Below are 24,882 nucleotides of genomic sequence, written 5' to 3'. Positions count from 1 at the left end.
AGCGCGTTGGTACTTAAGAAGCAATTGGAGAACCGCATACACCTCAGTCCTGGCTTTTCACCCAAGAAGTAAAAGCCGAGTTACATGACCCGAAAGATGAGCATATAGCTGTTTCGGGCTATGGATGTAGCCAGCAGGAAGGTCCGGAACCGCCTGTAAGGTGCGCCTGGAAAAGCACGGGGATGTGTCTAATTAAGCCACTGACAACAGCGGAGATAAATTCGCCTGCTACGGCCGAAAATAGCTCGGTTACTGGCTTTGTAAAGTAGGAGGGCTCGGTAGCAGACCTGCTTGATAAGCGGTTTAGCCTGACGGCTCTGTTCTATCGATCGCTCTGCCGATACCGTTGCCGATTGAACGGAGTTGGCAACAAACTTGATGGGTAAATAAGCCTCGCAATAATCGCCACAAGCATTGACGATTTCCCGGGTATTCACTTCAGTGGCTGAAATGAAAATGCACAGTGTCAGCACGTGCAAAAGCCATAAGCGCCAGCGAGAGTTCATGGCGCAAAGATAGACATTTGGGGGATTTCCGTACTGGTGTCGCCTTTATTCTTTTAAGTAGTCTTAGCCTTATTCGTAAACGTTCATTTTACTAATCCGTTGCTTTGCGAATCAGATGGTCAATTTGTTCGAAAGAACCAATTATATCTTGAAATTGCCATTTTTACACCCTAACAGAAAGCCTTAGGTCAGTATTAGTCAAAATTAGCGTATAGATTCATCATTAGTTTATGACCTATTCAATCGATGCTTATAGGTGTTCTCATTGCGGGGAAATTGTTTTTCATCTATCAGTAACGTCGTTTTATCATCGCGGAGGAGTTGTCGATATTTATTCAGACGGTTATACACGGAGTATGGGCTCCTTGCGATTCGTTCAGTGTCCGCTATGTGAATGCTTTCAGCGGAGTGAGGATTTAATTCCGCTCAACAAATCCAGCTATGACTATCGATCTGAATATCCCGATTTTCCTGAAGAAGAACAAGATGATCTGGGTCGTAGAAATCCCCGTGATGTGTATGGACTTGGCTTCGAGGAGTACTGTCAACTGATACGCACACGGCCTTTTCCGCTGACAGCAGAAGAAGAACTTTTTATCCGAAATCGAATACGCTGGTGGAGCAACAGGTTTTTTCGGGAATATGATAAAGAGGGAGGTATTACCTATCGGTTGAGGAGCCGGAAGTACGTTACAAGACGGATTCGTTTGCCGAAACGATGTGAAATAGGCAATGCTTTCTGGCGGGAAAATCTGGAGCGAATTGTTGAATTGAATCCGGGAGTTACCGTGAATGAGCGTTTGTCGAAAGCCGATGCCCTACGCAGTTTAGGTGATTTTCAGGGATCGCTGGCCATCCTGCGTTTGCTGGAGGAGTCTATGGACCAAGCTGGAGAAATAGACCCAACCGATATGCCACGAAGAGCTTGTAAGGATCTCATCCACGCCTGTAAACGAAAAAACAGACGACCGTTTGTTATAAGGGCTCCGAATTACAGAGTTATTTATTGGTAGTTAAGGTAAACTCGTAATCTAAGCATTAACTGGTTGCTTCATTCGTATAGAAAAGTTTTTTAAAAGGTCGATCTAGTTAAATTGTAATTAAAACATGGTCGTAATTACTTACTGTGTTTGCTAGGTAATTTTACGTAGATTACGTTTGTGTATTCACTTGAACTTTATAATCATGACCCGCATTCTCTCTCTCGTCTCGGCGAACAGCCGACCATTTGCCTTATCGTTTTTTCGTGCTCTCATTCCTGGTCCCTGGACAATAGTTCTGGCCTTCTCGTTTTTTCTGTTTGTTCAGGTCTGTAAAGTTGGCTACACCTTTCTGATCTGGCTTTGCAGCTGAGGTATTTTACCACGATAGGCATGTATCAGAAACTCACGTATTATCTTTTCCCGTTTCTATGTATAAAAGCCATCGTTTTGCTGGTAGCTTTGCTGTGTCTATTAATGCTGGACCAATACTTCTGGGCCTTTATTGCCTTTCTATTGCTGATGTTTACCAATTTGCTGATCATCGTCTTTAATCAATTTATGATGCGCGACGATTTGACTCATCAATTGACTGCCGTTCAAAGCCAGGTTTCTGAAGAGAATCTGGCAGATAGTGTTTGAAAGCAGGGGAGTTGTTACGTTATCAGTTTGGAATGAATTTTGGTAAATATTGACCGTGACTATTTCGATCGCTTTATGTTCTATTGGCTTGTTAATTATTCACCATTACTGGTTCCGGCTACCCTACTGATTCTCTTTACAGGCTATGAACTCTATTACAATGTGACGTTCGTGCACCAGTGCCCTCATTGTAAATCCGTTGAAGTTCGCCGTACTGCCCGTCGAGGCTGGCAGAAACGGGTTGCGGGCATTCAGGCGTACCGTTGCCGACAGTGTGCCAAGCGATTTATGCGATTATCGGCATCGGCAAAGTCCGCTACCAAGTTGCGTATCATCCGAAAAGAGATAGCGGAGTAAGTGTTTAGCTGTTGATTCGGATGTTACAAAACTTTATCCGGCGTAATCGGTAAGTCGCGAACTCGCTTGCCAGTAGCGTTGAAGACAGCGTTGGCCACCGCGGCTGCTACGGCCACAATACCCACTTCGCCGATGCCTTTAACGCCTAACGTGTTGACGTGTTCATCCTTCTCAGTAATAAAAATAGCGTCCAGATTACCAATGTCTAGATTGGCTGGTACGTGATAATCGGCGAAGGAGCGAGTAATGAAATTGCCATAACGAGTATCCACTACGGATTCTTCAGTTAAGGCCATACCAATACCCCAGACATTGCCACCGATAATTTGCGAACGAGCGGTTTTGGGGTTTAGAATCTGTCCCGCACCCGTCACGGCCAAAAATCGGTTGACACGGATCATTCCCGTCGATTTGTTCACCGCAACTTCCGCAAAGTTTGCGTTGAAGCTATGCGCTGAATATTCCTCTGCGTTTTGCGGTGGCTTACTATCAACTCGGGTTTGGTAATCAGTCAGTTTCTCAGTTCGCATGAGTTGTGCAGCCGTTGGACGCACAAAAAATTGTTTACCTGATTTGGTTAGTAATTCCTGCGTGATTTTCTCACAGGCATCGTGCACGGCATTGGCATAACTGGCGGCTCCTACCGAACCTACTGCACCAGCCGCCGGTGGCAGATCTGAATCGCCAATTTTTACCTTCACGTTTTGGACCGATAGCCCCAGGGCCTCTGCAGCAGTTTGTGTCAGAATAGTGTATGTACCCGTGCCCAGATCTGCAGCCGCCAGTTCGACTGTGGCCGTAACGGCGTCGCCAGTTCGTTTTAGCTTCACTGAGGCTGAGGTTGGGCGTTGGTGTGCAGGATAGGTACCAGCCGAAACGCCATAGCCTATCCAATAATTACCTCGTTCAATTTGGCGAGGTTCAATTTTTCGGTTTTCCCAGCCAAACGCTTTGGCCCCTTCCCGGAGACACTGCACCGTTGTCCGCGACGACCAGGGTTTGCCATTAGATGGATCTCGTTCGGGTTCGTTTTTGATCCGAAACTCAATCGGGTCCATTTTTAGCTTATAGGCTAGCTCATCCATGGCCGATTCGAGGGCAAAGCTACCGGTCGATTTTCCGGGGCCGCGTGTGTAGGTCGGCAGAATCAGGTTCATGGGCACTACCCGGTAGGTAATGAGCGAATTGGGCGTGTCGTACATGATTTTCGAGCAGTCGCCACAAGGTTCAACGAATTCATCATTGATAGCACAATGAGTCGTAATCTCGTGTGCCAGCGCTGTTAGTTTTCCATCTGCCGTTGCCGCCAGACTTACTTTTTGCCGATTATGCTGCCGCATACCCACCGAGTTGACCATCTGCTGACGAGTCAGGGCGAGCTTAACCGGGCGGTTCACGTGCTTGGCCGCTACAGCCGTCAGCGCCAGATTGGCCCATTGCCCACCTTTCGAACCAAAACCGCCCCCTACATATGGCGAAACGATATGGACCTGTTCGGGTTTTAAATTTAACGTGGCGGCCGCAGCGCTTTGGGCACCATTAACGATCTGCGCACTGCTGTAGAGGGTTACCTTATCGCCATCCCATTCGGCAATGGCCGCGTGTGGCTCCATGGGGTGGTGATGCTCAATGGGCGTTTCATACACTTCTTCAACTTTGTACGTAGCCTGACTGAGCGCAGTTTGAACATCACCTCGTTTAGCGTCGGCTTTTTCTTTATCCTTCGGCAACCGAGCCTGATCGGCAATCTTATTGAAATCGACTTTGCTTTCTTTTTTGTCGTACGTAACGTTGATCAGCCGCGCGGCATACCGAGCCTGTTCAAACGTTTCCGCTACCACAATACCAATATTCTGTCCGAAAAACTCAATTTCCGGACTTTGTAATAACGCACCTCCGCGCAATCCGCCTTTTACGTTCAGCTTCGGTGCATTCTTATGGGTGATAACGGCCAGTATCCCAGGGGCTTTTTCGGCTGCTGCGCTGTCAATATCGCGAATTGTTCCGGCCGCTATCGTGCTTTTGAAAAGAATCGCATACGCCGGATTCTTAACCGGATGGTCCATCGAATAAGGTGCTTTGCCCGTCACTTTAGCAATGCCGTCGATGCGCGTGATGGGGGTACCGATTAATTTATTGGTATCCTTCATGGGATTTATTACGTTATGCTTTGCCGCCGTTCATCGCCATCTGCAGAGCCAAAACGATGCTTCGATTACCTAATTCTACTTTAAATGCATTGTGAGCCAATGGTTTTGCATCGGCCATTTCGGCGTTTGCTGCCAGTTTGAAATTGGCATCCGTTGCTTCTTTACCGACCAGCCATTGCTCGGCTTTTACTGCTCGCCAGGGCTTGTGTGCCACTCCTCCCAGCGCAATGCGAGCCTGTTTGATTTTGGATCCTTCGGTTTCCAGCGCGGCTGCAACCGACACTAGCGCGAAGGCATACGAAGCCCGGTCGCGAACCTTCAGGTAATACGACTTATCAGCAAATCGATTCTTCGGCAGTTCAATGGCCGTAATGAGTTCGCCGTGATTCAGATTGGTATCTTTTTCAGGTTGATCGCCCGGTAGTCGGTGAAAATCAGCAATCGGAATACTGCGTTCCTGCCCATTTGAACTTCGAACCTTTATAATGGCATCCAGAGCCGACAATGCAACTGCCATATCAGATGGATAGACGGCTACGCATTGTTCCGACCAGCCAAAGATGGCGTGCATTCGGTTAATACCTTCCCTGGCTCCACAACCTGTTCCTGGTGCGCGTTTGTTACACGGCATAGCTACTTCATAAAAGTACGGGCAGCGCGTACGTTGTAACAGGTTACCGCCATTCGTGGCCATGTTCCGAATTTGCCCCGACGCGCCTGCCAGAATCGCCTGAGTCAGTAATGGATAATTCTGACGTATCAGTGGGTGGTTAGCCGCATCGGTATTCTTGCCGAGTCCGCCAATCGAAATGCCGCCCTGGCTGGCGCCGTTTGAAATGGATTTGATCTCGGTCAGGCCAAGCTCCGAAATATCGATCAGGGTGTTCGGGCGTTCTACGTCTTCCTTCATCAGATCGAGGAGATTGGTGCCGCCAGCAAGGAATTTGGCATTAACGTTCTCCGTCAGCAATTTGATGGCTGACGTCGCGTCTTTGGCTCGGGTGTAGGTAAACGGTCTCATTCGTATGACATAGTTGGTTGACCTCACCCCTAGCCCCTCTCCTAAAACAGGAGAGGGGCTAGGGGTGAGGTCAACTATTAAACTGAGCGGAAAACCTGTTCAATGGGTTTGCCACCTTGTACTTCCTGAATAGCGGCTACAATATTGGGATATGCCCCACAACGACAGATATTTCCCGACATTCGCTCCCGGATTTCTTCGGCCGAAAGCTTCGATGGACCTGCTGGCTGACGAACGTTTTCGGTAACATAACTCGCGTGTCCTTTCTTTGCTTCATCGAGTAGGGCCACCGCCGAGCATATTTGTCCAGGTGTGCAGAAACCGCACTGGAATCCGTCGTGTTTCAGAAAAGCTTCCTGTAGAGGGTGTAGTTGATTTCCCTGTGCGATGCCTTCAATTGTCTGTACCGTTTTGCTTTCGCAACTCGCAGCTAATGTCAGACATGATAGCACCCGATGCCCATTGACAATCACTGTGCAAGCTCCACATTGGCCGTGGTCGCAGCCTTTTTTTGAACCAGTCAGATCAAGCCGTTCGCGTAAGGCATCCAGTAATGTCATGCGCGAATCAACAGTAAGTTTGCGGGCGGCACCGTTCACCTTAAAGGCGACAGTAACAGCATTGTCGAGGCTGGCTGGAATGGCTTCCGCAGGAATTGTTTCGCTAAATGGTCGGGTAAGCAACTGCTCCGCCACTGCTGATTGTGCCGCTAGAATTCCACCTCCTGCCAGCGTCATCAGTTTCAGAAAATGGCGTCGATTGACACCTGTATCCATAATCTCACTAATGTCTTCAGGCATCAGATCGGCGAATAGCCGCTTTTCGTCCTCCGTCAGTTCTGGTGATTCGTTTTCGTCCATGATTAGACTGGTTTAGTCACTGGGCTGTAATCTGCTGATTAACTAGTGAATCAGGTTTAATGTTGGGTAAAAGTTATTACCTAACTAAGGCATTTAAATTCTCTAAAAATCTAACCTACTAATTGAACTCTCAGTTAACGGAAATAGTCTACAGGTGAACTGTAGATTTCGTTAAACTATACTCAACGTTAGAATACATTATCATGAACGAGATTCCAGTAAGTCGACGCCAGGTAATTGGCGGAATAGGAAGCGGTTTGGCCGCTTCGATCGTAACAACCCCTACGTTTGCTGCTTCGAACCCCGAGAACTCAGGTACAGCTGCCCCTGCCGTTCTTGTCGACCCGACGACGAAATACCCCAAGCCGCCTTTTAACACACCCATGCAGCCATTTCCTGGTCTGGCCAGTAAAATGAATCCCCGACCGGATCATGGCGAAACTAGTTACAAAGGTTCAGGGCGTTTGCAGGGACGTAAAGCATTAATTACCGGGGGAGATTCTGGAATGGGTCGTGCTGCGGCTATTGCGTACGCGCGTGAGGGAGCCGACGTAGCAATCAACTATTTGCCGGCTGAAGAGCCTGATGCTAAAGAGGTTATCGACCTGATTAAAAAAGAAGGTCGAAAAGCAATTGCCATTCCCGGCGATATTCGGGACGAAGCGTTCTGTAAGCGGTTAGTCGATGAAGCGGTAAAAGGTTTAGGTGGGTTAGATATTCTGGTGAGTAATGCCGCCCGTCAGCAAACGCGCGATTCGATTCTGGATGTCACCTCGGAAGACTTCGACGCAACGATGAAGACGAATATTTACGCGCCATTCTGGATTATTAAAGCCGCTTTGCCTCATATGCCACCCGGTTCAGCCATTATTGGCACTACATCGGAACAGGCCTATGATCCGTCGCCTAATCTGTACGATTATGCACAAACGAAAGCAGCAACGATGAATTTCGTGAAGTCGCTGGCTAAACAGCTTGGCCCCAAAGGTATACGGGTGAATGGTGTAGCGCCCGGCCCTATCTGGACACCCTTGCAGCCTAGTGGTGGAGCTACGGCAGAAAAGCTAAAAACGTTTGGGGGAGATACTGCACTGGGCCGTCCTGGACAACCTGCTGAATTAGCGTCTATTTACGTGCAGTTGGCTGCCAACGATGGTAGTTTCGCAACAGGCCAAGTGTACGGATCGTCTGGCGGGAAAGGACAACCTTAAGGATTTGGCGTTACCCTCACCCCCGGCCCCTCTCCCAAAACGGGAGAGGGGAGGTAAAGCCCCTTTCAGAACAGTCCTGAAAGGGGCTTTGTGCGTTTACAAACTAAGTCCACTCTAGGGGAGTGTGGGGAAATAACTAAACTGAATAACGACCGGGTCGTCGTCCAGGGTATAGCCATACAAAGGCGGGTTCGTAAGCTCTTCTATGTCCAGATTAGCGGAGGTATTGCCCGATTCGATAATGCTCTCTGTTGCAAAGGATTTGGCTACCTGATGAATCAACGCTAATCGGGAGAATAGGGCGCCTGTTTGTTCCTGATTTTCACTAAATAATATAAGTCGGCTATTGAAGTCCTTTGCCGGTATTTCGATGGTCTGCCAGTGCCGATTTTTCTGTTCTTCCTCCATACGCTTCTAACCCGTATGGCATCATGTTGTTGCCCTGCCATCAGGATTGACACTAAATGTATGGCTACCTTGTTACTCTCACAAGGTCTGCTCGGTCAGGCTTTTAATACCTGAAACGAAAGAAACTTATGAGCCATAGTTTGCTGGACGATTGCCAGCTTCAGGAGCTAATTGACATGGATACTGAACGTAATGCATTATCACTGAACGTCAATCAGCCGGAAATCAACCAGTTTAGAGTTTACCATTCGGAGGGCATTCAGAAGTTCGTTGGTTCGCAACCGCTAACGGCTTTTCCGTGTCGGGTGAATTACAAGATAAGTTTGTTATACGGTCGGAGTCGGGTTGAATATGCTGACAAAGTGATTGATATCGAACCGAACGCCCTGATTTTCTCTACGCCTAAAATACCGTATCACTGGTTACCGAAAGATTTGAATCAGGCCGGTGCTTTCTGTGCTTTTACAGCCGATTTTCTCGTGCCAGCCAAAAGCGGAGTTGTTCTCGATGAGTTGCCAATCTTCAGAGCAGGAGGTTACCCGATTTTTCAACTATCTGACAACGAAGCGACTCGAGTGCAAGCTCTATTTCTGAAGATGCAGGAAGAGCTGGCTTCAGAGTACGTGTACAAGTATGATCTGTTACGTACCTACGTACTGGAACTGATTCATTTCGGGCAGAAACTGCAACCCGCAAAAGCACTTCATCCAATCCATGGAGCTTCGGCGCGAGTGTCGTCCTTATTTATTGAATTATTGGAGCGGCAATTTCCTATTGAAAAACCAGCTCAGCAACTGAGCCTGCGCACGGCCAAGGAATATGCCGACCAACTGGCAGTGCATGTAAACCACCTCAACAAAGTATTGAAAGAAACAACCGGGCGTACTACAACCGAGCTGATCGGCAGTCGGATCATTCAGGAAGCAGAAGTATTGCTCAGACAGCCCAGCTGGACCCTGACAGAGATTGCGGATAGCCTTGGCTTTACCGATGTAGCCCATTTCTCCAAATCCTTCAAGCAGCAAACAGCCTTTGCTCCCGGCGCTTACCGGAGCAAGTTATTGGTTTGATTGCTACAAAAACCGGATTGACTTCTACAACTACCAAACTGGTTAGTTGACGGACCTTTGCCACGTCAATTAAACCAGAAGAAAATGGCTAAAATAGCTTTAGTTACCGGAGGAAGTCGCGGAATAGGTAAGAATATGGCGCTGAGCCTGGCCCAGAAAGGAATCGATGTTTTGCTAACCTACCATAGTCAGCAACAGGAAGCACAAACTACTGTCGCTGAGATCGAAGCGTTGGGTCAGAAAGCTGTAGCGCTTCAACTGAATACCGCTGACCTTACCACCTTTGACGATTTTTTTGAGACTATAACAAAAACATTAGCACAAACCTTTGGCACTGACCGCTTCGATTTCCTGATTAACAATGCCGGAACGGGTCTTAATGAGCCAATTAGCCAAACGACCGAAGCACAGTTTGATCAGATGCTGAACATCCATTTGAAAGGTGTTTATTTTCTGACTCAGAAGTTATTACCCCTACTGGCTGATGGTGGTCGAATTATCAATATTTCGTCGGCCGTAACGCGTTATTCGTTCTCGGGTGTTTCGGCTTATGCTATGATGAAGGGTGCTGTGGAAATATTTACGCGCTATCTGGCACTGGAGTTAGGCTCGCGCGGGATTACGGCCAATGTGGTTGCACCCGGCGCTGTTTTTGGAGGAGGAGCTATGACCGACACACCAGAAATGCGAACTTTTGTTGCGCAGATAACAGCTCTAGGACGCGTCGGCTTGCCGGATGACATTGGCGGAGTCGTTGCGTTTTTATGTACCGACGAAGCGAAATGGATTAATGGTCAGCGTATTGAACTGACGGGGGGCATGAATCTGTAAGCAATTTTTGATCTGTATAATTCATCCTGACGCCAGGAAGGATCTCAAGGTTCTCCGACGCTCAAGTAAGGGTAGGTTGAGATCCTTCCTGGCGTCAGGAAAAGGACTAATTTACTTGTTTTCTATTTTAAACGGGTTGGTAATGCATAAGGACGATACCACAATCAAATGGCTTCGCTTCGACCAGTTTCAAGTTCATTTTACTGTCGACATTGCCAAAAATGGCTAACCCGTTTCCTAAAGCCACTGGGTTGACGAAAAGATAATAGTCATCAATCAGATTGCTTTTGATCAGCGACGAAACAAATTCAGCACCACCATAGGCAATGATATCGCCACCGTCGAGGTGTTTAAGGGTATTAACTTCTTCGACCAGATTGCCATTGTTCACCGAAGCATTTTTACCTTCAATACTCTCAAGTGTCTTCGAAAAAACGACTTTGGGTGTATCATTCATTTTTTCGGCACCGGGTTCGGCTGTTGCTGAATCTTCAGCCCGCGATTGCCAGGCTGGAATAAAGCCTTGCGCCAGTTTCCGACCCAGCAGAATCGTATCAACGGGTTCAGTAATACTACCCACATAATTCATCACATCTTCGCTCCAGTTCATAGTAAGCCAATCCATTTCGCCGTTTGGGCCACCAATAAATCCATCCAGTGAAATCTGTACCTGCAATTTTAATTTTCTCATGCTAGTTGATTGGGTTGCTGTTTAGAAGCAGAAAGTAAAAAAGAATGTTGCAGAATGCCGCACAAAACGGCTATATTCTCTTTTACAGTACCATTTGGGTTAATCCCAAATGGTTACACTTTCTGAAAAATGACAATTCCGTTATGACCACCAAAACCAAAGGTATTGCTCATAGCGGTTCGAACGTTGGCAGAGATTGCTTCACCCAATACAATATCAACGTTTTTGGGGATTGCCGGATCTAGTTCGGTCGTATTGATTGTAGGCGGAATGACATTGTCGCGCATAGCGAGTAGGCAGATAATTGCTTCAATAGCACCAGCGGCACCCATCAAATGACCCGTAATTGACTTAGTTGCACTGATGCGCAGACGTACATTATCGGCGCCAGCAAGCCGGGATATGGCGTTGATTTCGGATAAATCGCCGACCGGGGTAGAGGTTGCGTGCGGATTCAGGTAGTCCAGATCGTCAAGGTTTAGCTGGGCTTCATTCAGGGCCAGTTGCATAGCTTTGGCCGCACCGATGCCGTCGGGATGCGTAGCGGTCATGTGATACGCATCGGCAGTCATGGCTGCGCCGGTGATTTCGCCGTAAATGGTTGCTCCTCGTTGAACGGCGTGATCGTATTCTTCAAGTATCAGCGCACCAGCACCTTCGCCCATGACAAATCCATCCCGTTGCGTATCAAACGGTCGTGAAGCAGCCGTCGGATCATTGTTACGAGTTGACATGGCTTTCAACGCACTGAAACCGCCGAATGAAGCGGGAGTAATGGGCGCTTCGGAACCGCCCGTTACAATGATTTTAGCTTTCCCTAATCGGATGTACGTAAACGCATCCATAATGGCCGTGTTCGAGGTGGCGCAGGCTGAAACGGTGGTGTAGTTGATGCCCATGTAGCCATGCCGGATCGAAATCATCCCCGACGCCATATTGGCGATGAGCTTAGGTACGAAAAAAGGGCTGAATCGGGGCTGACCGTGTCCCTGTACGTACTCAGTCACCTGTTGTTCAAAGGTATCCATACCACCCTGCCCCGACCCCCAGATAACGCCGACATCGAACGGGTCCATCCGGGTTAGATCGAATCCCGAATCCTTGATGGCCTGATCAGCCGCAATCAGCGCATATTGTGTAAATAAATCGGTTCGTTTGATATCGGCATGACTTAAATAAGCCGATGCGTCGTACTTTTTCAGTTCAGCCGCAAATTGCGTACGAAATAGCGATGCGTCGAAATGCGTAATGATGGCGGCTCCACTGCGACCTGACACTACACTCTGCCAGAATGTAGGAATGTTGTTGCCAATCGGGGTTAATGCGCCAATACCGGTAATCACAACTCGGTGTAACATGGTATGTGTAAGAATTTTTTTGCAAAGCTAGGAAAATAAATACCAATTGGTATATTTGTAATATGGAAAATAATTTGTCAAAAGCGGAACGGACACGCCAGTTCATTATCGAATCAACGGCGGGGATATTCAATAAAAAGGGTTATTCTGGAACGTCGTTGTCTGATTTGACAGAAGCAACTGGCTTAACAAAAGGGAGTATCTATGGGAATTTTGGAAGCAAGGAAGAAGTTGCGCTGGCATGCTTTGATTACAATCTTTCGAAAATTAACCAGGCTGTTCACCAACGACTTGCTCAGGAAACGACGTTTGAGCAAAAGCTTATGGTGTATGCAAAAATTTACCATAGTTTTAGCGGGATACCCTTTCCTGAAGGTGGTTGCCCTATTTTGAATACAGCGATTGATGCTGATGACACAAATAATTTATTAAAAGATCGAGCGGCTAAAGCGATTCAAACCTGGAAAAAGCGATTGATCGAGTTGATCCGGGGTGGTATTGACGCTGGCGAATTTAAAGCCGATGCTTTGCCTGAGCAAACGGCGCTGTCGATAATCGCATTAATTGAAGGAGGAATCATGATTGCCAAAGCAACCAACAATCCAGCCAGTTTGACGAAAATTCTGAAAACGGTCGAAATGCTCATCTCGCAATTGAAAAGTTGAAAAATTTTGAACTAAAAAATACCAATCGGTATTTAAAATGGAAATAATCAATTGAATAACGATGAAAACGACTCAGAATACAGTATTGATCACAGGTGGAAGTGCTGGCATTGGCCTGGAAATCGCCAAATTATTTGATCAGAAAGGCAATCACGTAATTATTACTGGCCGGGATGAAAATCGGTTGCAGAAAGCAGCTGCCCAGCTTCACAATGTAACGCCAATTCAATGCGACGTAACGAACGAAACCGAAGTTAATCAATTGATAGAAAGGGTGTATACTGATTTCCCGGAACTAACTATTGTGGTCAACAACGCCGGAAAGGCCTTTTACTATAGCCTGACGGGGCAGGAAAATGGGTATGAAAAAGCAGGTGAAGAAATGCTCACCAATTACCTCTCTATAATTCGCCTGACTGAAAAACTGATTCCTCTATTGAATACGCAGCCAGAAGCTGCTATTGTAAACGTTTCATCGATTGTGGCCTTTGCCCCAAACCACCGTCTAGCGACTTACGGAGCCAGTAAAGCTGCTTTACATTCCTACACACAATCGCTGCGCATTGCGCTGGAACGCAGTTCGAATACAAAGGTTTTTGAATTAATGCCCCCGCTGGTTAATACGGATTTCTCGCAGGAAATAGGTGGGCAAAATGGTATTGCTCCTTCTGTTGTAGCCACCGATTTGATCAACGCCCTCGAAAACAACGAGTACGAAATTCACGTCGGTCGTACCGCTCAATTATATGCCTTGTCACTTTCGTCACCTGCCGAAGCTTTGGCGGCTATGAATGGGTGATTCTTAACTTGAAGAAATTTCTCCCGTGTCTGTGTCCTCACAGACACCTTTCTGGTAGGTCAATCTTTGCTGACGCATAGGTGTCTGTGAGGACACAGACACGGGGAATGTTATTGAGCTTTTTACTTCTGCGCAATCACAAACGTTTGCTTATCCGACGTTTTAGGGGTTAGTACCTTGAAATTGATTCGGTAAATTGTATCACCCCATTTTGTCTTAATACCCTGATCTTCCGGAGTTTTTAATTCCACTTTCTCAACTGAAGGCTGTATTTGTTTGGGATTGTAGGTAACAACGAAATCCTGCGCTGTTCCGCCTTTTGGGTTATAGTGAATGATCAGTTCGCCGGGCTTTCCGATTTCAGCAGGATAACAGGTCATCAGGTGCTGCGTCAGTTCTGTGGCTTGCTGAAGTGCAAACGCATCATCTATTTGAACGTTTTTTCCACGATTGAGCCGGATGGTGCGTTGCCAACTTTTTACGCCCGTTTCTTTTGGGTAAGCTTGCGAAATATCGACGCCAAATGTGGTTATAGCATCGTCGGTTTTATAGGATACGTTTGTCGCTTTGAACGACATGCCCGGCGGCTGATTGTTGCCATTGATGGTGGGCAAATTGTGGTAATCCGAGCAGTTATACCAGATTTCGTATCGCTTGTTGCTGAACGTTTTAGCTGTATAAGTTCCGCGACCCACGTCAATTAATAGAGGTTGTCCATCGTAGTATACAACGTAATTGCCTATGTCGTTGTGGTTATGACTTTCGTCGTTATGACCTCCTTTGGCAGCTACGTAAAATCCTTTGGTCGTTCCAGCCTGATCGCGGGCGGCAAACACTTGTAGATCAGGGAGCCAGACATTTTTGGGCAAGGGTAGTCCCTGTTCAGCTTTCTGAAATTCATCCTGCATAAACAGTGAATAGAAGTTTCGGAAATAATGAAAATGACCGATAGTGCCGTCTTCTGGTTTACGATAAAACGCTCCAAATTTCATCATATCGGGATCGTTGATGGCTTTTCCATAGCGATAGATCATCGTTGCGGCCATACCGGGTTGTGGATCGGCATCGGCGAAATTCAGGAAATATTTCTCGCTGATTTGAGCGCGGTAAATGAACCGACCCATGTTACGGAATTTCTCGTCGGCATATACGTACTGAAAGGCATTATTGCTGGCCGTGTTTAGCATGGCAATATTGTCGTAAAGCGACGCGGCAGCGGCACCCCAATAGCTTGGTCCTTCGTCGCAACCGCCATCCTGGGGGTAGGGGTTCAGAAATTCGTCTAGTACGTGTAGGAGTTTAGCCACCGATGCCGTTCGCTTATCGTCGTCTTTTTCGAGCAGTAAAACCGCATTCAGCCAATTGGAGCAAATCCAGGGGTTCCAGTTGTTCGGTGGCCGACCAGCGGAGGTTTTGGTCATCCAACCATGTGGTTTGGTCATCAGTGGCTGAAAAACCCGGTAACTGGTTTCGTTATAAATCCGCTTCCGAATCTGTGGCGAAACCGCATCCAGCTTGTCCCCTACATAATAATCTACCCAGGCCAGATAAGTCGCCGTTTCGGCTGCGAATAAATCCACAAATGGTTGCGACACATCCATCAGACCCATGTAAGCTTTCCCTTTTGGTAAATGTGCGGAAGCACCCCAGAACGATTCTTCACAAATAGACCAAACGCCGTCGATGATCTGATCAATAAATCGCCCCTTGTTTTCGTAGATTTCCGCCAGGAGCAACGTGCCTAATACTTCCCGTTTCTGGAAGCTAATCGCCTGATATTGATCTCGATCACCAGTTCGTTCGATCAGCAGCGATTTCGTTGCAGGTACACCCGGCCATTGATACGTCAAATACGATTCCGCTTTTTTCAGGTACCCCTGCATTATGGCCTGATCGGCTTTTGCCCAACCAGCACGATCGTCGCGTTTTGGGAAAGGTGCCCACTGCGCTTGCGGAATCAAGGCGCTTTTAAGTTGAGTTTCGGAGAATTTTCCACTCAGCAAATTTTGGCTTTGCGCAAAAACGTTGCTTATGCAGACGAATAGTAGAGAGAGGAAGATTTTCATGATAGCAAAAGGGTAATTTTCTGTCATCCTGACAAAAGAAGGATGACAGAAACAGGCTAAAATAGCGAATGAGTCAATAGGAAAAGGCTATTGCCTGTATGGGAATACTGTTTCGCGGATACAGGTAATTCAGTTGGTTTGTAGCTAGCGGTTGCGACGGTTGCGAGAGGCCAGAATTCTTCGGTATGGATGGCTTTAATTTGCTTGTGTTCCCAGGTTTTCTTGCCCTCAGCATACGGTAACATCCAGAGAAACGCTTTTTTGATACTTTTGCCATCCGCCGTTTCGTAACGCCATAAGTCAATCTGCGCAGATTGGGCTAATTGGGCGAGGATGAAAAATCCTTTCAGGTTCATAACCGAATACCCCCAGGAAAGCGTACGCGCCAATTCATGTGGTTGACTACCATCCTCTTTCAACTGGCTCTGAATGCGTTTTTTTGTCTTTTGTTCAATGATTTGTCTGGCCAGATTTTTATCATCGAGAAAGAGGGCAAAGGCAATGGTCTGAACGTCGTAATAGGTGCCGTGATTATTGTGTTCGTCTTCCTCATCTTTACCGATCGGGCTGTGCAGCATCCAGTCTAAAAACTGTCGAAACCAGTTTTGTAATGCCGTATGGTCTGCTGAAGGCCAGGCTTTTGAGTGTTGAAGTAATTGAACGGCATCGGTCAATTTTGCCAGATCCCGCGTGTCAATCAGCCCAATACCCCGGCCGTCGGTAATGCCCGGAATGGCTTGCCCATAATTCAGATTGGGATTCATTTTCGTATCTGGATTCAGGAACCAGATCCGTACTAAATCCGCTGCTCGACGGGCGTATTTCTCATCATCGGAATAGTAATAAGCGATGGAAAGCAGTTCTACATCATTACAGAGCGATTTTAAATACTCAGCGTCCTGAATCGTGAACCGTTCGGGGTTGACCTGTCCATCTTTCCGAATGTACGGTAATCCGTTTGGTTTGGTCGAATCGGGCCACCAGTATGGGCCTACGCTCATGTAGTCGTGTTTGTCGCCACTGGGAGGGGTTTTACTTTTCAAAACCACTGAATGCGCTTCTCTAGTAAGGGCCTGATCGGCCAGAGCGAGTAGTTTTTTTTGCGCATTTACTAGTTCCGGATCGCCCTTCCTGATTTTCTCTTTATTGGATTTTAGAAACGCAGGACTTTTAAGAAAGGTAGATGGTTCCGCGATGGGTTGTGCGTTTATCACAGTTCCTGCAAGCATAAGCAGTAGGCATCCGAAGAGGTAAAGCGTCTTCATAACGTGGCTCGTATGTTCAAAGGATAAAAAGTAGAACTTCCTGAAAGATATACCTCTCAGGAAGTTGCCGTAACCTACCTACAATTAATTTAATTTCAGGCGCTTGATACTGATTGTCATTGACTTACCTGTATTGTTCACGGAGTTTACGTAGACATAAGCAGCGTACGCGCCATCAGCGGTTTTGACAAATGCACCCTGATCGGCGGCAAAGCCGTACGCGTAATCGGCTGCATTGGGAAACGTGGTTTGTTGCAGATCGATATCATCAATGTATACATCGAATCCAGATGTACCGCGCAGTTGCGCATCTTTCACGTCAATGCGTTTGTCGATGGCTGTTCGGGGTTTTGCCAGTCCGGTTGGGAGTGTTATATCTTTCAAGTAATCAGCATTTGAGGGAGCTACCAAGGCGTGACCGAAGGCATAATTGCCCGTGCCGAGCGTGGCCCGATAGATGTAAACAAAGTCGATTTTATTCGCCAGATTATTCTGTTCTACTTCCGCTTTTGTGTACACCGCCATATCGGCAATCGATACATACGCTTTTGCGCCATCGACCAGTGCCAGCGAGCGCTTCATATCCATCCGACTAATGCGGTAAGCAGGCGATTGAAAAGTAACCTCTTTTCCCGCCGAAGACGTACCACTAAACCGGAACGAAACATCTTTGCCTTTGGCATCTTCACCCGGATAATAATAGTAACGCAGTGTTACGGCTTTGTTGGTAGCCACATCAATGATTTTCGCGCTGGAAATCGCTCCATTTGTTACGGTATCCGTTGCCGTTTGAACCGGCTGATCGACGCCCGTGTTGCGATTGGTGTACCAGGAAAATCTACTGAAACCAGTACCTGTGGTACCAGCAATCGTAGCTTCAGCGCGCACATTTTGCAGCTCACCTTCTGTCGTGCCGATGGCGTACGCAAACTCGATCCGGTCACCGACAACAGCTGGGCCAGTTGTCTTTTTGAGCAAATCGTTCCGAAGCGATTCCGGCGCTACATCTTTTGTCTGGCAGCTCATTACCAATAATATAACTCCCCAAACCGATAGGACTGAATAGATTGTCTTTTTCATAATCAATGCGTTCGATAGAGGTTATTTCTGAAGAGTGACCGTAACGGTGTAGGTTTTGCGTACCTGCCGATTGCCCGATACGACCGTATATTTCTGGGCTTGAGAATAATCGGTCCAGATGCCCATTGTAGGCTCAACAATCGCGTCTGTCACGACGCTGCAATAAGGTTTTACCCGTTGCATATTCGTGCCAAATTTGGCAACAGCTGTAACCGTGAGAGCAGTCGTATCAATCACTGTTTGACCGCTTACCAATACCGTTCGGTGGTCAGTGCCCAGCAGATCAAAAAACGTCATATAGCATTGCGTACGGTTCGTAATGAGCAATCCTGATTCGTCAATAGGTTCTTTGCCACAGGAAAGCAGCCCAACCAGAGCCAGTATCCCGAAAAATTTATATAGTGTTGTTAATTGCATAGTCGTAATGGATTCGGTTTATAACCAAGGCTCATTTTGGGTGATCTTGGAGTTTACTTCGATCTCGCTGGTTGGGATCTGGAAGATGTAATAGCGCTGGTAATTCCGATCCGGCGCATTTACAAACTCGTCGCGAATCCGTGTTCCTTGGGAATCGTAGAGGACTTGTCCGCCGGGAGCAGGCCAGATTTCTTCGGCTTTGTGCCAGCGTCGAATATCAAAAAATCGATGCCCTTCGCCCACCAGTTCCACAATGCGTTCCTGCTCGATGGCTTTGAAGAAATCAGCTTTCGTCGAAAACTTAGCTTCTACAAGAGCAGGTAGATTTCCCCGACGACGGATACGATTCAGCAGTGTAAACAACTCGGACGTAGGACCACCATTTACTTCGTTGACCGCTTCGGCATACATCAGCCAAACGTCGGGCAAACGCATCAGGTAAATGTCCTGTGGGCCATCACTGCGACCAATTCCCCCTGTTTGACGTACCCATTTGCGAAAAATATAACCAGCCGGAGCACCATCGTAATTAATGTAGGTGACCCCATCGCGGCTACCGAACCGGAATGGAATACTATCCTGTACGGTCAGGCCATCGGTCGAGAGTCGGAGCATTTTTTGTTCGTCCCACAGCATCGTCGCCCGCATCCGATAGTCGCGCCCAAGGTATGATCTTGGATTCGTTGCACTGTTGAGCAGTGTGGTGGTTCTCGAAAGCACTAATGGGGGAGCAAAATCGCCGGTGCTGACGAGTTGGTATCGATTGGCCAGCCTATAGGTAGGGGCTACCCAACATTGGGCGTTGCCTGTATTTCGCGTACCAAAATCGCGCATTAGCTCTTCCCCCTGACTTAGCAGAGGTCCGCCAAACTGTACCGAGAAAAGAATTTCCGGATCATATTCGTTGAAATACTGGAATAGGTGCCAGTAGTTCGGATTATCGATCGGGCCGGGTTCTCCACCGCGAAAAAGCGGAATATTTTTATCGATTACCTTCTTGAAATCGGCAGCTGCGGCTGTGTAGTGTTTTAGGGCATCGGCTCCGTTTCCGGCCGTTTTCATCCAGCAGGCCCAGAACAAATTGACCTTACCACTAAATGCCCAGGCTGCCAGTTTCGTAGCTCGGCCCAGATTATCGCCCGTGTAACTTTCAGGCAGGACGTTAGCTGCAAAACTCAGATCGGCCAGAATCGAATCTTTCACAACCGCTTTAGGCGTACGAGTCAATCCATAAGCTTCTGTGTTTCCGTCCAGCTTATTGGTAAAATAGGGGACATCACCCCATAGATCGATCAGCCGGAAATAATTGAGCGCACGAATGAACCGAACTTCGCCAACTAGCCGATTCATCAACGCCAGATCGGTTGGCGATTTGAGATTGGTCCGTAATGTATTGATGTTGCCCAATACGTAATTGGCGCGGTTGATGGCTCGGTAGCAATCGCCCCATAGAAATCCGAAATTGCCACCGGTAGTGCCATTTGTTGCCGAGCCAATAGCGCCGGGGCTGAATGAACCCTGGTTATTGCTGGTGCCACGGGTGTGCACAAATTCACCGGCTCCGTCGAAGTAATAATCGCGGTCGAACGTGGTTCGATTGGCATCATAAACGCCGTTAACAGCGAATATGGCATCGTCGGTTGTTTTCCAGAATAAGTCCGACGAAAGCTGGGTTGTGGGTACCTGATCGAGCAGGTCTTCGGTGCAGGCTGCCGCGAAGAAAAGTACACCCAGCAGAAGAGATGATATAGTCAGTCGTTTCATAAATCGATCAGAAGCTGAGGTTAAGGCCGAACGAGTACGATTTCAGCAGTGGGAATGGATCGTCGTTGTTGTCAACGCCAGCTACACTTGTACTTTTTTCTGGGTCGACCCCGCGATATTGGGTGAATGTGAGCAGGTTTTCAGCCGTGACATAAATCCGCGCCCGACTCATGCCGATACGGCTCGTGTATTTGCTGGGAATGTTGTACCCGGCCTGAATATTTTTGAGACGCAAGTAGCTGAAATCGTCGAGCCAGAAAGTCGATTCGGCCTGATTATTACCGCCAGAACCCGTAACGAGTCGTGGGAGAGAAGCGCCCCGATTGTCTAAATTCCAGGTATCATTCCAGTGATAATCCTGGAAGGCATTGCGTGTAGACGGTACGTTAACCTGGTTGAACGGTTCCAGCCAATAATCTTTACGACCGCTAGCCGCCTGCCACAAAATACTCACGTCGAAGCCGCGCCAGTTCGCAAACAAATTCAAGCCGTATGTACCCAGCGGTTGATCGCGGTTGAATTGAGGTTCCGCTTTCCGATCTTCATCCGTAATTTGTCCATCCCCATTCAGGTCTTTGTAGAGAATGTCGCCGGGGGAAAAATACTGGCCCTGAAACGGTGCATTGGCAATATCTTCCCACGTCTGCGCAATGCCCGTCGAAACCCGACTATAAGCAAAGTGATACGGCAGATTTAGGTACGTGTAACCCTTGCTCAGGAACTCGTTCCATTCTAATAGTTTGTTGTTGTTATAGGCAAAATTCAACGTAGCTCCGACGTTCGCATCCCGGACTTTAGCCCGATACGTTACGTTTAATTCAACTCCGCGATTCTGTAGTTTCCCGATGTTGACACGAGGGGCATTGTAGCCCGATAAGAACGTCGACAGCGACGATGGCCGGATCATGCCTGTCGTAAGTTTCTGATAAAAATCAAGTTCCGAAGTCAGTCGTCCACCGAAGAAACCCAAATCCAGACCGATATTGGTCACATTTGTTTCTTCCCAGGAAAAGTCTTCGTTGATGATCTTCGCCGAACTAAATCCTTTGACAATCTTGCCATTTAAGATGTAGTTAGTCAGGTTGAAGATGTCGCGTTGTTCGTAGCGTCCTACGCCTGAGTTATTTCCCAGTTTACCAATCGAAGCCCGAAGTTTACCTGACGAAATAGCTGACGAGAAGCGTTTGAAAAAAGATTCTTCAGAGAAGCGCCAGCCAGCCGATGCCGAAGGGAAAAAGCCGTACTGGAAACCGGGCAAAAACTTGCTGGAGCCATCGTAGCGAGCATTTACTTCGAACAAATACTTGTCATTAATTACGTAATTGATCCGTCCAATTCCCGACCGAAGTCCTTCCGCATCGGAATTGCCGCCAGCCGCTTGTGTGGTGGTCAGGGCCGCGTCGATTTCGCTTAATAATGGATTGATTCGATCCTGGCGGCTGGCTGAAAGGTTGCGGTTGAACCAATATTCTTCCGTGATGGCAGCCAACAAACTCAACTGATGGTTGCCAAACAACGTCTTATTGTAGGTAACTCGGCCTTGAAGGAGCGTTTTATAACCCTGATTTGTACTGTTACTAATGCCCGCACTGGCCGCAACCAGCGTACGTGCTAACGAATTGGTCTGGAAATTCCACTCGTCTGTTGGGTCAGAATAGCTTTTGATAAACTGGTTATAATACCGAAGGCCATAGTCACCCCGAATAGTTAGTCCCGAAATAGGTGTCCATTCACCATACAAATTTCCGTTTAGCTCTTGACGATCCAGGAAGTTATGGTTGACTTCCATCTGCGAAAGCATGTTACGGGCAAACGCATCTTCGCCGTAAGCCATAATTCCGCCATACTGACCTGTTGCCGGATTGTAGGGGAGAATACCCGCAATGGCATAGCGAATGTCATAACCTGCCGTTCCGTTATAGGTAATGAACCCTTCTGAATTGGCGTATTTCTGTTTCGACCATTGACCATCCATCCGAACGCCGACCTTGATGTTATCGCGGATTTTATAGTCCAGATTGAAGCGCGTGTTGAAGCGTTTGTAATCGTGATTAATCAAAACCCCTAACTCATCATAGATACCGGCTGAGAGGTAGAAATTCATTTTATCCGTACCGCCCGACGCTGATAAATTATGCGTTTGAACGCGACCGTGATCGCGCAAAATCGTTTTCCACCAATCAGTATTCGGGTAATTAATAGGATCGATGAGCCCTTTCGAAAGCCAATCTTCGACTGTTCCGTAGCGATAGGTCGTTGACGAAGCACCTGCGCCTGATGCACGTAGGTGCATGGTTAGCGAGCGAGGGTAATCGGCAAAGTAATTGTAGAAATTAGTCGGTTGCGAAAGCCCGAACGTGCCCGTGTAATTGATCTGGGCTTTCTTATTCTGCGATCCGTTTTTGGTGGTAATTAGCACAACGCCGTTAGATGCCCGCGATCCATATACCGATGCCGAAGCCGCATCTTTCAGGACCGAAATACTAGCCACGTCGTTCATGTCGATCCGATTGATATCCACGTCCGGCATCCCATCCACAACAATCAGCGGCCCGGCATTATTAACCGTTCCCAGCCCCCGAATAATCAGCGCAGCCCCACTACGACCCGCCTGGCCCGTCGATTGCTGAACTGATAATCCCGGAATCAAACCCGATAATCCTGACGATACGTTCGAAATGGCCCGACTCGAAATTTTATCGTCGATGGTGATAGCCGCAACAGCCCCCGTCAGGTTCTCTTTTTTCTGTGTACCGTACCCAACGACAACCACTTCATTCAGGGTTTTTACATCGGGAGCCATCGTAACATCGAGGGATGTCTGGCTGGTAATAGCGACTTCCTGACCTAGATAACCAATCGCTGATACAACCAGCGTGCCACCGCCTGTTGGGACATTGATCGTGAATTTACCATCGGCATCCGACGTAGTTCCAGACTTGGCATCGCCTTTCAGGACGACTGTTGCACCGGGCAACCCAGTACCTTTTTCATCGAGAACCCGGCCATTGAATCGGTAGGTTTGGCGGCTCTGTTGACCACCGGGCGGAGCCTGAGCGGGCGGTGGTGTTGCCTGACCAGACACCTCGCCACCGAGCAGGAGCAAGGGCAGCCAGCCGTACATTACCACTCGTAAAAAATGGGAAGATAAAGTTGTACACATAGCAATAGAGCGTGCTTAATAATTGCTTGATGAAGCAATATTAATTGCCATATGAACAAAAAATGTGGGAATAATCTAAATCGAACGCTCTGTCCACCTCTTTGAACGATGGTTAACCCTATCGAACGATTTGTCCTCCTTTTTGATCAATTTCCATAATCCAGAAGAAAATCGGCGATGCTAAACTTGCATCTATAAAATCATCCGATCAAAAAGGTGCAAAAAGATAGGCTTAAAGTGATCGTAGCGGAAGTCGGGTCAATCATGCTGCTCGTCTCGCTGCTCGTATATTTACTGTCGATCATGTTATAAGCTCAATCGTTCGCCCATCTACATTTATCTGCTCGACCTGTATGGACTTCCGCCTATTCATTTTCGCCTTGTTAATCTGTCGAAGTTTACTGGCACAGGCGCAGTCGGTAGAGCGAACTGGTATCCTGATTGCGCTAAAGCCGCATATTCTAGCCGAAGCGCGCTGGGCAATGCGTCAAGAGCCTATTACGGTAACGGCACAAACCTCACCCCGAAGTGCAGGAGGAAAGCATGATTTTTTCTCCGAAGGGGATTACTGGTGGCCCGATACGACAAATAAGGATGGACCGTACATCCAACGCGACGGTATGACTAACCCCGACAATTTTGTGGCGCATCGGCAGGCCATGATTCGATTCAGCCGGATCGTTGGTGCCTTATCGTCTGCCTATATAATTAGCCGTGATGAAACCTATGTTCGGCAGGCATTCCGACATCTTAACGCCTGGTTTGTCGATTCGTCTACGCGTATGAATCCCTCACTCTTATATGCACAGGCTATTAAAGGCCGGGCGACGGGTCGCGGTATTGGAATTATTGATACCATTCATTTGATGGAAGTGGCCCAGGCGCTACGGATCATGGAAAAGTCGAAGAGCGCGAATCCGCAATCCGTTATGGCTATTCGTCGCTGGTTTGCCGATTACCTCATTTGGCTGACGAATCACCCGTACGGGAAAGATGAAATGAATGCGAAGAATAATCACGGCACTTGTTGGGTGATGCAGGTAGCTGCTTTTTCCCGATTGACTAATAATGATTCATTGATGAACGTCTGCCGAAATCGCTATAAAACCATTTTGCTTCTCGATCAGATGGCGGCTGATGGTAGTTTCCCGCAGGAATTACGTCGGACAAAACCGTATGGCTATTCTTTATTTAATCTCGATGCCATGACCATGATTTGCCAGATTTTAACAACACCTACCGACAATCTCTGGACGTATCAGACCGCTGATGGACGTAGCATTCAACGGGGTATTGCGTATTTGTATCCGTATGTGCAGGATAAAACAAAGTGGCCGCTGAAGCCAGATGTTATGTATTGGGACGACTGGCCCGTTGCTCAGCCGTTTCTGATATTTGGTGCGGTTGCATTCGGGCAAGAAGCCTGGCTTGAAACCTGGAAACGCCTGGACCATGACCCACAGGTAGAAGAAGTACTCCGCAATTTGCCCATTCGCAATCCACTAATCTGGCTGACTAAGTAATTATTATTTGACTGATTTTCAGAATAGATAAAAAGCTCTTGGAGGACAGTTTTCG

At 47.6% G+C, this 24,882-nt stretch carries 23 protein-coding genes; 10 read left to right on the top strand and 13 right to left on the bottom strand.

Going from position 1 to position 24,882, the window contains the following annotated elements; all coding sequences use genetic code 11:
- Nucleotides 1–188: 188 nt before the first annotated feature.
- The gene (locus ACYVE4_RS28815; RefSeq protein WP_461043875.1) at nucleotides 189–506 is read right to left on the bottom strand and encodes a hypothetical protein; all 318 of its coding nucleotides are present in this window, start codon (nucleotides 504–506) and stop codon (nucleotides 189–191) included.
- A gap of 230 nt (nucleotides 507–736) precedes the next feature.
- Here ACYVE4_RS28815 and ACYVE4_RS28810 point away from each other — a divergent pair, with 230 nt between their 5' ends.
- The 4 genes from ACYVE4_RS28810 (at nucleotide 737) to ACYVE4_RS28795 (ending at nucleotide 2,485) form a co-directional block, all read left to right on the top strand.
- Nucleotides 737–1,519 carry a hypothetical protein gene (locus ACYVE4_RS28810; RefSeq protein ID WP_461043874.1) on the top strand — a complete coding sequence of 261 codons (783 nt, stop codon included), beginning with the start codon at nucleotides 737–739 and terminating at the stop codon, nucleotides 1,517–1,519.
- Between the two features lie 172 nt (nucleotides 1,520–1,691).
- Entirely contained in the window at nucleotides 1,692–1,859 is a 168-nt protein-coding gene (locus ACYVE4_RS28805; protein ID WP_461043873.1) for a hypothetical protein, read from the top strand.
- Between the two features lie 20 nt (nucleotides 1,860–1,879).
- Nucleotides 1,880–2,128: a hypothetical protein gene (locus tag ACYVE4_RS28800; RefSeq protein ID WP_461043872.1), complete on the top strand. Its 249-nt coding sequence runs from the start codon at nucleotides 1,880–1,882 to the stop codon at nucleotides 2,126–2,128.
- A 75-nt stretch (nucleotides 2,129–2,203) separates the two neighbouring features.
- Nucleotides 2,204–2,485, top strand: coding sequence for a hypothetical protein (locus ACYVE4_RS28795; RefSeq protein ID WP_461043871.1), 282 nt, complete (start codon nucleotides 2,204–2,206; stop codon nucleotides 2,483–2,485).
- 23 nt (nucleotides 2,486–2,508) lie between these two features.
- Here the strand turns inward: ACYVE4_RS28795 and ACYVE4_RS28790 are convergent, their stop codons facing one another.
- The 3 genes from ACYVE4_RS28790 to ACYVE4_RS28780 all read right to left on the bottom strand — a co-directional run bounded on the left by ACYVE4_RS28790 (nucleotide 2,509) and on the right by ACYVE4_RS28780 (nucleotide 6,516).
- Nucleotides 2,509–4,635, bottom strand: a complete 2,127-nt coding sequence (locus ACYVE4_RS28790) for a xanthine dehydrogenase family protein molybdopterin-binding subunit (protein ID WP_461043870.1) — start codon at nucleotides 4,633–4,635, stop codon at nucleotides 2,509–2,511.
- A 13-nt stretch (nucleotides 4,636–4,648) separates the two neighbouring features.
- On the bottom strand, nucleotides 4,649–5,656 hold the full coding sequence (locus tag ACYVE4_RS28785; RefSeq protein WP_461043869.1) for an FAD binding domain-containing protein: 1,008 nt from the start codon (nucleotides 5,654–5,656) through the stop codon (nucleotides 4,649–4,651).
- A gap of 77 nt (nucleotides 5,657–5,733) precedes the next feature.
- Nucleotides 5,734–6,516, bottom strand: coding sequence for a 2Fe-2S iron-sulfur cluster-binding protein (locus ACYVE4_RS28780; protein WP_461043868.1), 783 nt, complete (start codon nucleotides 6,514–6,516; stop codon nucleotides 5,734–5,736).
- Between the two features lie 203 nt (nucleotides 6,517–6,719).
- Here ACYVE4_RS28780 and ACYVE4_RS28775 point away from each other — a divergent pair, with 203 nt between their 5' ends.
- Nucleotides 6,720–7,727 carry an SDR family oxidoreductase gene (locus ACYVE4_RS28775; RefSeq protein WP_461043867.1) on the top strand — a complete coding sequence of 336 codons (1,008 nt, stop codon included), beginning with the start codon at nucleotides 6,720–6,722 and terminating at the stop codon, nucleotides 7,725–7,727.
- 114 nt (nucleotides 7,728–7,841) lie between these two features.
- Here ACYVE4_RS28775 and ACYVE4_RS28770 read toward each other — a convergent pair whose 3' ends face one another.
- Nucleotides 7,842–8,135, bottom strand: coding sequence for a hypothetical protein (locus ACYVE4_RS28770; RefSeq protein ID WP_461043866.1), 294 nt, complete (start codon nucleotides 8,133–8,135; stop codon nucleotides 7,842–7,844).
- Between the two features lie 128 nt (nucleotides 8,136–8,263).
- On the opposite strand from ACYVE4_RS28770, the gene ACYVE4_RS28765 reads away from it, so the two are divergent.
- Nucleotides 8,264–9,205, top strand: a complete 942-nt coding sequence (locus tag ACYVE4_RS28765; protein ID WP_461043865.1) for a helix-turn-helix domain-containing protein — start codon at nucleotides 8,264–8,266, stop codon at nucleotides 9,203–9,205.
- Nucleotides 9,206–9,289: 84 nt separating this feature from the next.
- Entirely contained in the window at nucleotides 9,290–10,036 is a 747-nt protein-coding gene (locus ACYVE4_RS28760) for an SDR family NAD(P)-dependent oxidoreductase (protein ID WP_461043864.1), read from the top strand.
- Nucleotides 10,037–10,163: 127 nt separating this feature from the next.
- Here the strand turns inward: ACYVE4_RS28760 and ACYVE4_RS28755 are convergent, their stop codons facing one another.
- On the bottom strand, nucleotides 10,164–10,727 hold the full coding sequence (locus ACYVE4_RS28755; protein ID WP_461043863.1) for a dihydrofolate reductase family protein: 564 nt from the start codon (nucleotides 10,725–10,727) through the stop codon (nucleotides 10,164–10,166).
- A 113-nt stretch (nucleotides 10,728–10,840) separates the two neighbouring features.
- Nucleotides 10,841–12,085, bottom strand: a complete 1,245-nt coding sequence (gene fabF / locus ACYVE4_RS28750) for a beta-ketoacyl-ACP synthase II (protein ID WP_461043862.1) — start codon at nucleotides 12,083–12,085, stop codon at nucleotides 10,841–10,843.
- Nucleotides 12,086–12,147: 62 nt separating this feature from the next.
- Between fabF and ACYVE4_RS28745 the strand changes: the two genes are divergently transcribed.
- Nucleotides 12,148–12,750, top strand: coding sequence for a TetR/AcrR family transcriptional regulator (locus ACYVE4_RS28745; protein WP_461043861.1), 603 nt, complete (start codon nucleotides 12,148–12,150; stop codon nucleotides 12,748–12,750).
- A gap of 61 nt (nucleotides 12,751–12,811) precedes the next feature.
- Nucleotides 12,812–13,549 carry an SDR family oxidoreductase gene (locus ACYVE4_RS28740; protein ID WP_461043860.1) on the top strand — a complete coding sequence of 246 codons (738 nt, stop codon included), beginning with the start codon at nucleotides 12,812–12,814 and terminating at the stop codon, nucleotides 13,547–13,549.
- 122 nt (nucleotides 13,550–13,671) lie between these two features.
- Here the strand turns inward: ACYVE4_RS28740 and ACYVE4_RS28735 are convergent, their stop codons facing one another.
- The 6 genes from ACYVE4_RS28735 to ACYVE4_RS28710 all read right to left on the bottom strand — a co-directional run bounded on the left by ACYVE4_RS28735 (nucleotide 13,672) and on the right by ACYVE4_RS28710 (nucleotide 23,304).
- The gene (locus ACYVE4_RS28735; protein WP_461043859.1) at nucleotides 13,672–15,615 is read right to left on the bottom strand and encodes a heparinase II/III domain-containing protein; all 1,944 of its coding nucleotides are present in this window, start codon (nucleotides 15,613–15,615) and stop codon (nucleotides 13,672–13,674) included.
- 56 nt (nucleotides 15,616–15,671) lie between these two features.
- Nucleotides 15,672–16,880: an alginate lyase family protein gene (locus ACYVE4_RS28730; RefSeq protein WP_461043858.1), complete on the bottom strand. Its 1,209-nt coding sequence runs from the start codon at nucleotides 16,878–16,880 to the stop codon at nucleotides 15,672–15,674.
- An 84-nt stretch (nucleotides 16,881–16,964) separates the two neighbouring features.
- Nucleotides 16,965–17,960, bottom strand: coding sequence for a DUF4466 family protein (locus ACYVE4_RS28725; protein WP_461043857.1), 996 nt, complete (start codon nucleotides 17,958–17,960; stop codon nucleotides 16,965–16,967).
- A 21-nt stretch (nucleotides 17,961–17,981) separates the two neighbouring features.
- Nucleotides 17,982–18,377 carry a hypothetical protein gene (locus tag ACYVE4_RS28720; RefSeq protein WP_461043856.1) on the bottom strand — a complete coding sequence of 132 codons (396 nt, stop codon included), beginning with the start codon at nucleotides 18,375–18,377 and terminating at the stop codon, nucleotides 17,982–17,984.
- Between the two features lie 18 nt (nucleotides 18,378–18,395).
- Nucleotides 18,396–20,141, bottom strand: coding sequence for a RagB/SusD family nutrient uptake outer membrane protein (locus ACYVE4_RS28715; RefSeq protein WP_461043855.1), 1,746 nt, complete (start codon nucleotides 20,139–20,141; stop codon nucleotides 18,396–18,398).
- Nucleotides 20,142–20,148: 7 nt separating this feature from the next.
- Nucleotides 20,149–23,304 (bottom strand): SusC/RagA family TonB-linked outer membrane protein, encoded by a 3,156-nt coding sequence (locus ACYVE4_RS28710; protein WP_461043854.1) that lies wholly within the window; start codon nucleotides 23,302–23,304, stop codon nucleotides 20,149–20,151.
- A 353-nt stretch (nucleotides 23,305–23,657) separates the two neighbouring features.
- On the opposite strand from ACYVE4_RS28710, the gene ACYVE4_RS28705 reads away from it, so the two are divergent.
- A complete protein-coding gene (locus ACYVE4_RS28705; RefSeq protein ID WP_461043853.1) occupies nucleotides 23,658–24,827 on the top strand; it encodes an alginate lyase family protein in 1,170 nt (389 codons plus the stop codon).
- Nucleotides 24,828–24,882: the final 55 nt, after the last annotated feature.

Source organism: Spirosoma harenae (genome assembly GCF_054776975.1).
The sequence above is the reverse complement of the archived record's forward strand: the minus strand, read 5'-3'. Positions and strand labels throughout refer to the sequence as shown.

Coding starts and splice junctions, on each gene's coding strand:
- ACYVE4_RS28705 (WP_461043853.1), top strand. CDS start 23,658: ATGGACTTCCGCCTATTCATTTTCGCCTTGTTAATCTGTCGAAGTTTA.
- ACYVE4_RS28790 (WP_461043870.1), bottom strand. CDS start 4,635: ATGAAGGATACCAATAAATTAATCGGTACCCCCATCACGCGCATCGAC.
- ACYVE4_RS28740 (WP_461043860.1), top strand. CDS start 12,812: ATGAAAACGACTCAGAATACAGTATTGATCACAGGTGGAAGTGCTGGC.
- ACYVE4_RS28805 (WP_461043873.1), top strand. CDS start 1,692: ATGACCCGCATTCTCTCTCTCGTCTCGGCGAACAGCCGACCATTTGCC.
- ACYVE4_RS28715 (WP_461043855.1), bottom strand. CDS start 20,141: ATGAAACGACTGACTATATCATCTCTTCTGCTGGGTGTACTTTTCTTC.
- ACYVE4_RS28810 (WP_461043874.1), top strand. CDS start 737: ATGACCTATTCAATCGATGCTTATAGGTGTTCTCATTGCGGGGAAATT.
- fabF (WP_461043862.1), bottom strand. CDS start 12,085: ATGTTACACCGAGTTGTGATTACCGGTATTGGCGCATTAACCCCGATT.
- ACYVE4_RS28780 (WP_461043868.1), bottom strand. CDS start 6,516: ATGGACGAAAACGAATCACCAGAACTGACGGAGGACGAAAAGCGGCTA.
- ACYVE4_RS28745 (WP_461043861.1), top strand. CDS start 12,148: ATGGAAAATAATTTGTCAAAAGCGGAACGGACACGCCAGTTCATTATC.
- ACYVE4_RS28815 (WP_461043875.1), bottom strand. CDS start 506: ATGAACTCTCGCTGGCGCTTATGGCTTTTGCACGTGCTGACACTGTGC.
- ACYVE4_RS28770 (WP_461043866.1), bottom strand. CDS start 8,135: ATGGAGGAAGAACAGAAAAATCGGCACTGGCAGACCATCGAAATACCG.
- ACYVE4_RS28710 (WP_461043854.1), bottom strand. CDS start 23,304: ATGTGTACAACTTTATCTTCCCATTTTTTACGAGTGGTAATGTACGGC.
- ACYVE4_RS28735 (WP_461043859.1), bottom strand. CDS start 15,615: ATGAAAATCTTCCTCTCTCTACTATTCGTCTGCATAAGCAACGTTTTT.
- ACYVE4_RS28725 (WP_461043857.1), bottom strand. CDS start 17,960: ATGAAAAAGACAATCTATTCAGTCCTATCGGTTTGGGGAGTTATATTA.
- ACYVE4_RS28775 (WP_461043867.1), top strand. CDS start 6,720: ATGAACGAGATTCCAGTAAGTCGACGCCAGGTAATTGGCGGAATAGGA.
- ACYVE4_RS28800 (WP_461043872.1), top strand. CDS start 1,880: ATGTATCAGAAACTCACGTATTATCTTTTCCCGTTTCTATGTATAAAA.
- ACYVE4_RS28765 (WP_461043865.1), top strand. CDS start 8,264: ATGAGCCATAGTTTGCTGGACGATTGCCAGCTTCAGGAGCTAATTGAC.
- ACYVE4_RS28730 (WP_461043858.1), bottom strand. CDS start 16,880: ATGAAGACGCTTTACCTCTTCGGATGCCTACTGCTTATGCTTGCAGGA.
- ACYVE4_RS28795 (WP_461043871.1), top strand. CDS start 2,204: ATGTTCTATTGGCTTGTTAATTATTCACCATTACTGGTTCCGGCTACC.
- ACYVE4_RS28755 (WP_461043863.1), bottom strand. CDS start 10,727: ATGAGAAAATTAAAATTGCAGGTACAGATTTCACTGGATGGATTTATT.
- ACYVE4_RS28720 (WP_461043856.1), bottom strand. CDS start 18,377: ATGCAATTAACAACACTATATAAATTTTTCGGGATACTGGCTCTGGTT.
- ACYVE4_RS28785 (WP_461043869.1), bottom strand. CDS start 5,656: ATGAGACCGTTTACCTACACCCGAGCCAAAGACGCGACGTCAGCCATC.
- ACYVE4_RS28760 (WP_461043864.1), top strand. CDS start 9,290: ATGGCTAAAATAGCTTTAGTTACCGGAGGAAGTCGCGGAATAGGTAAG.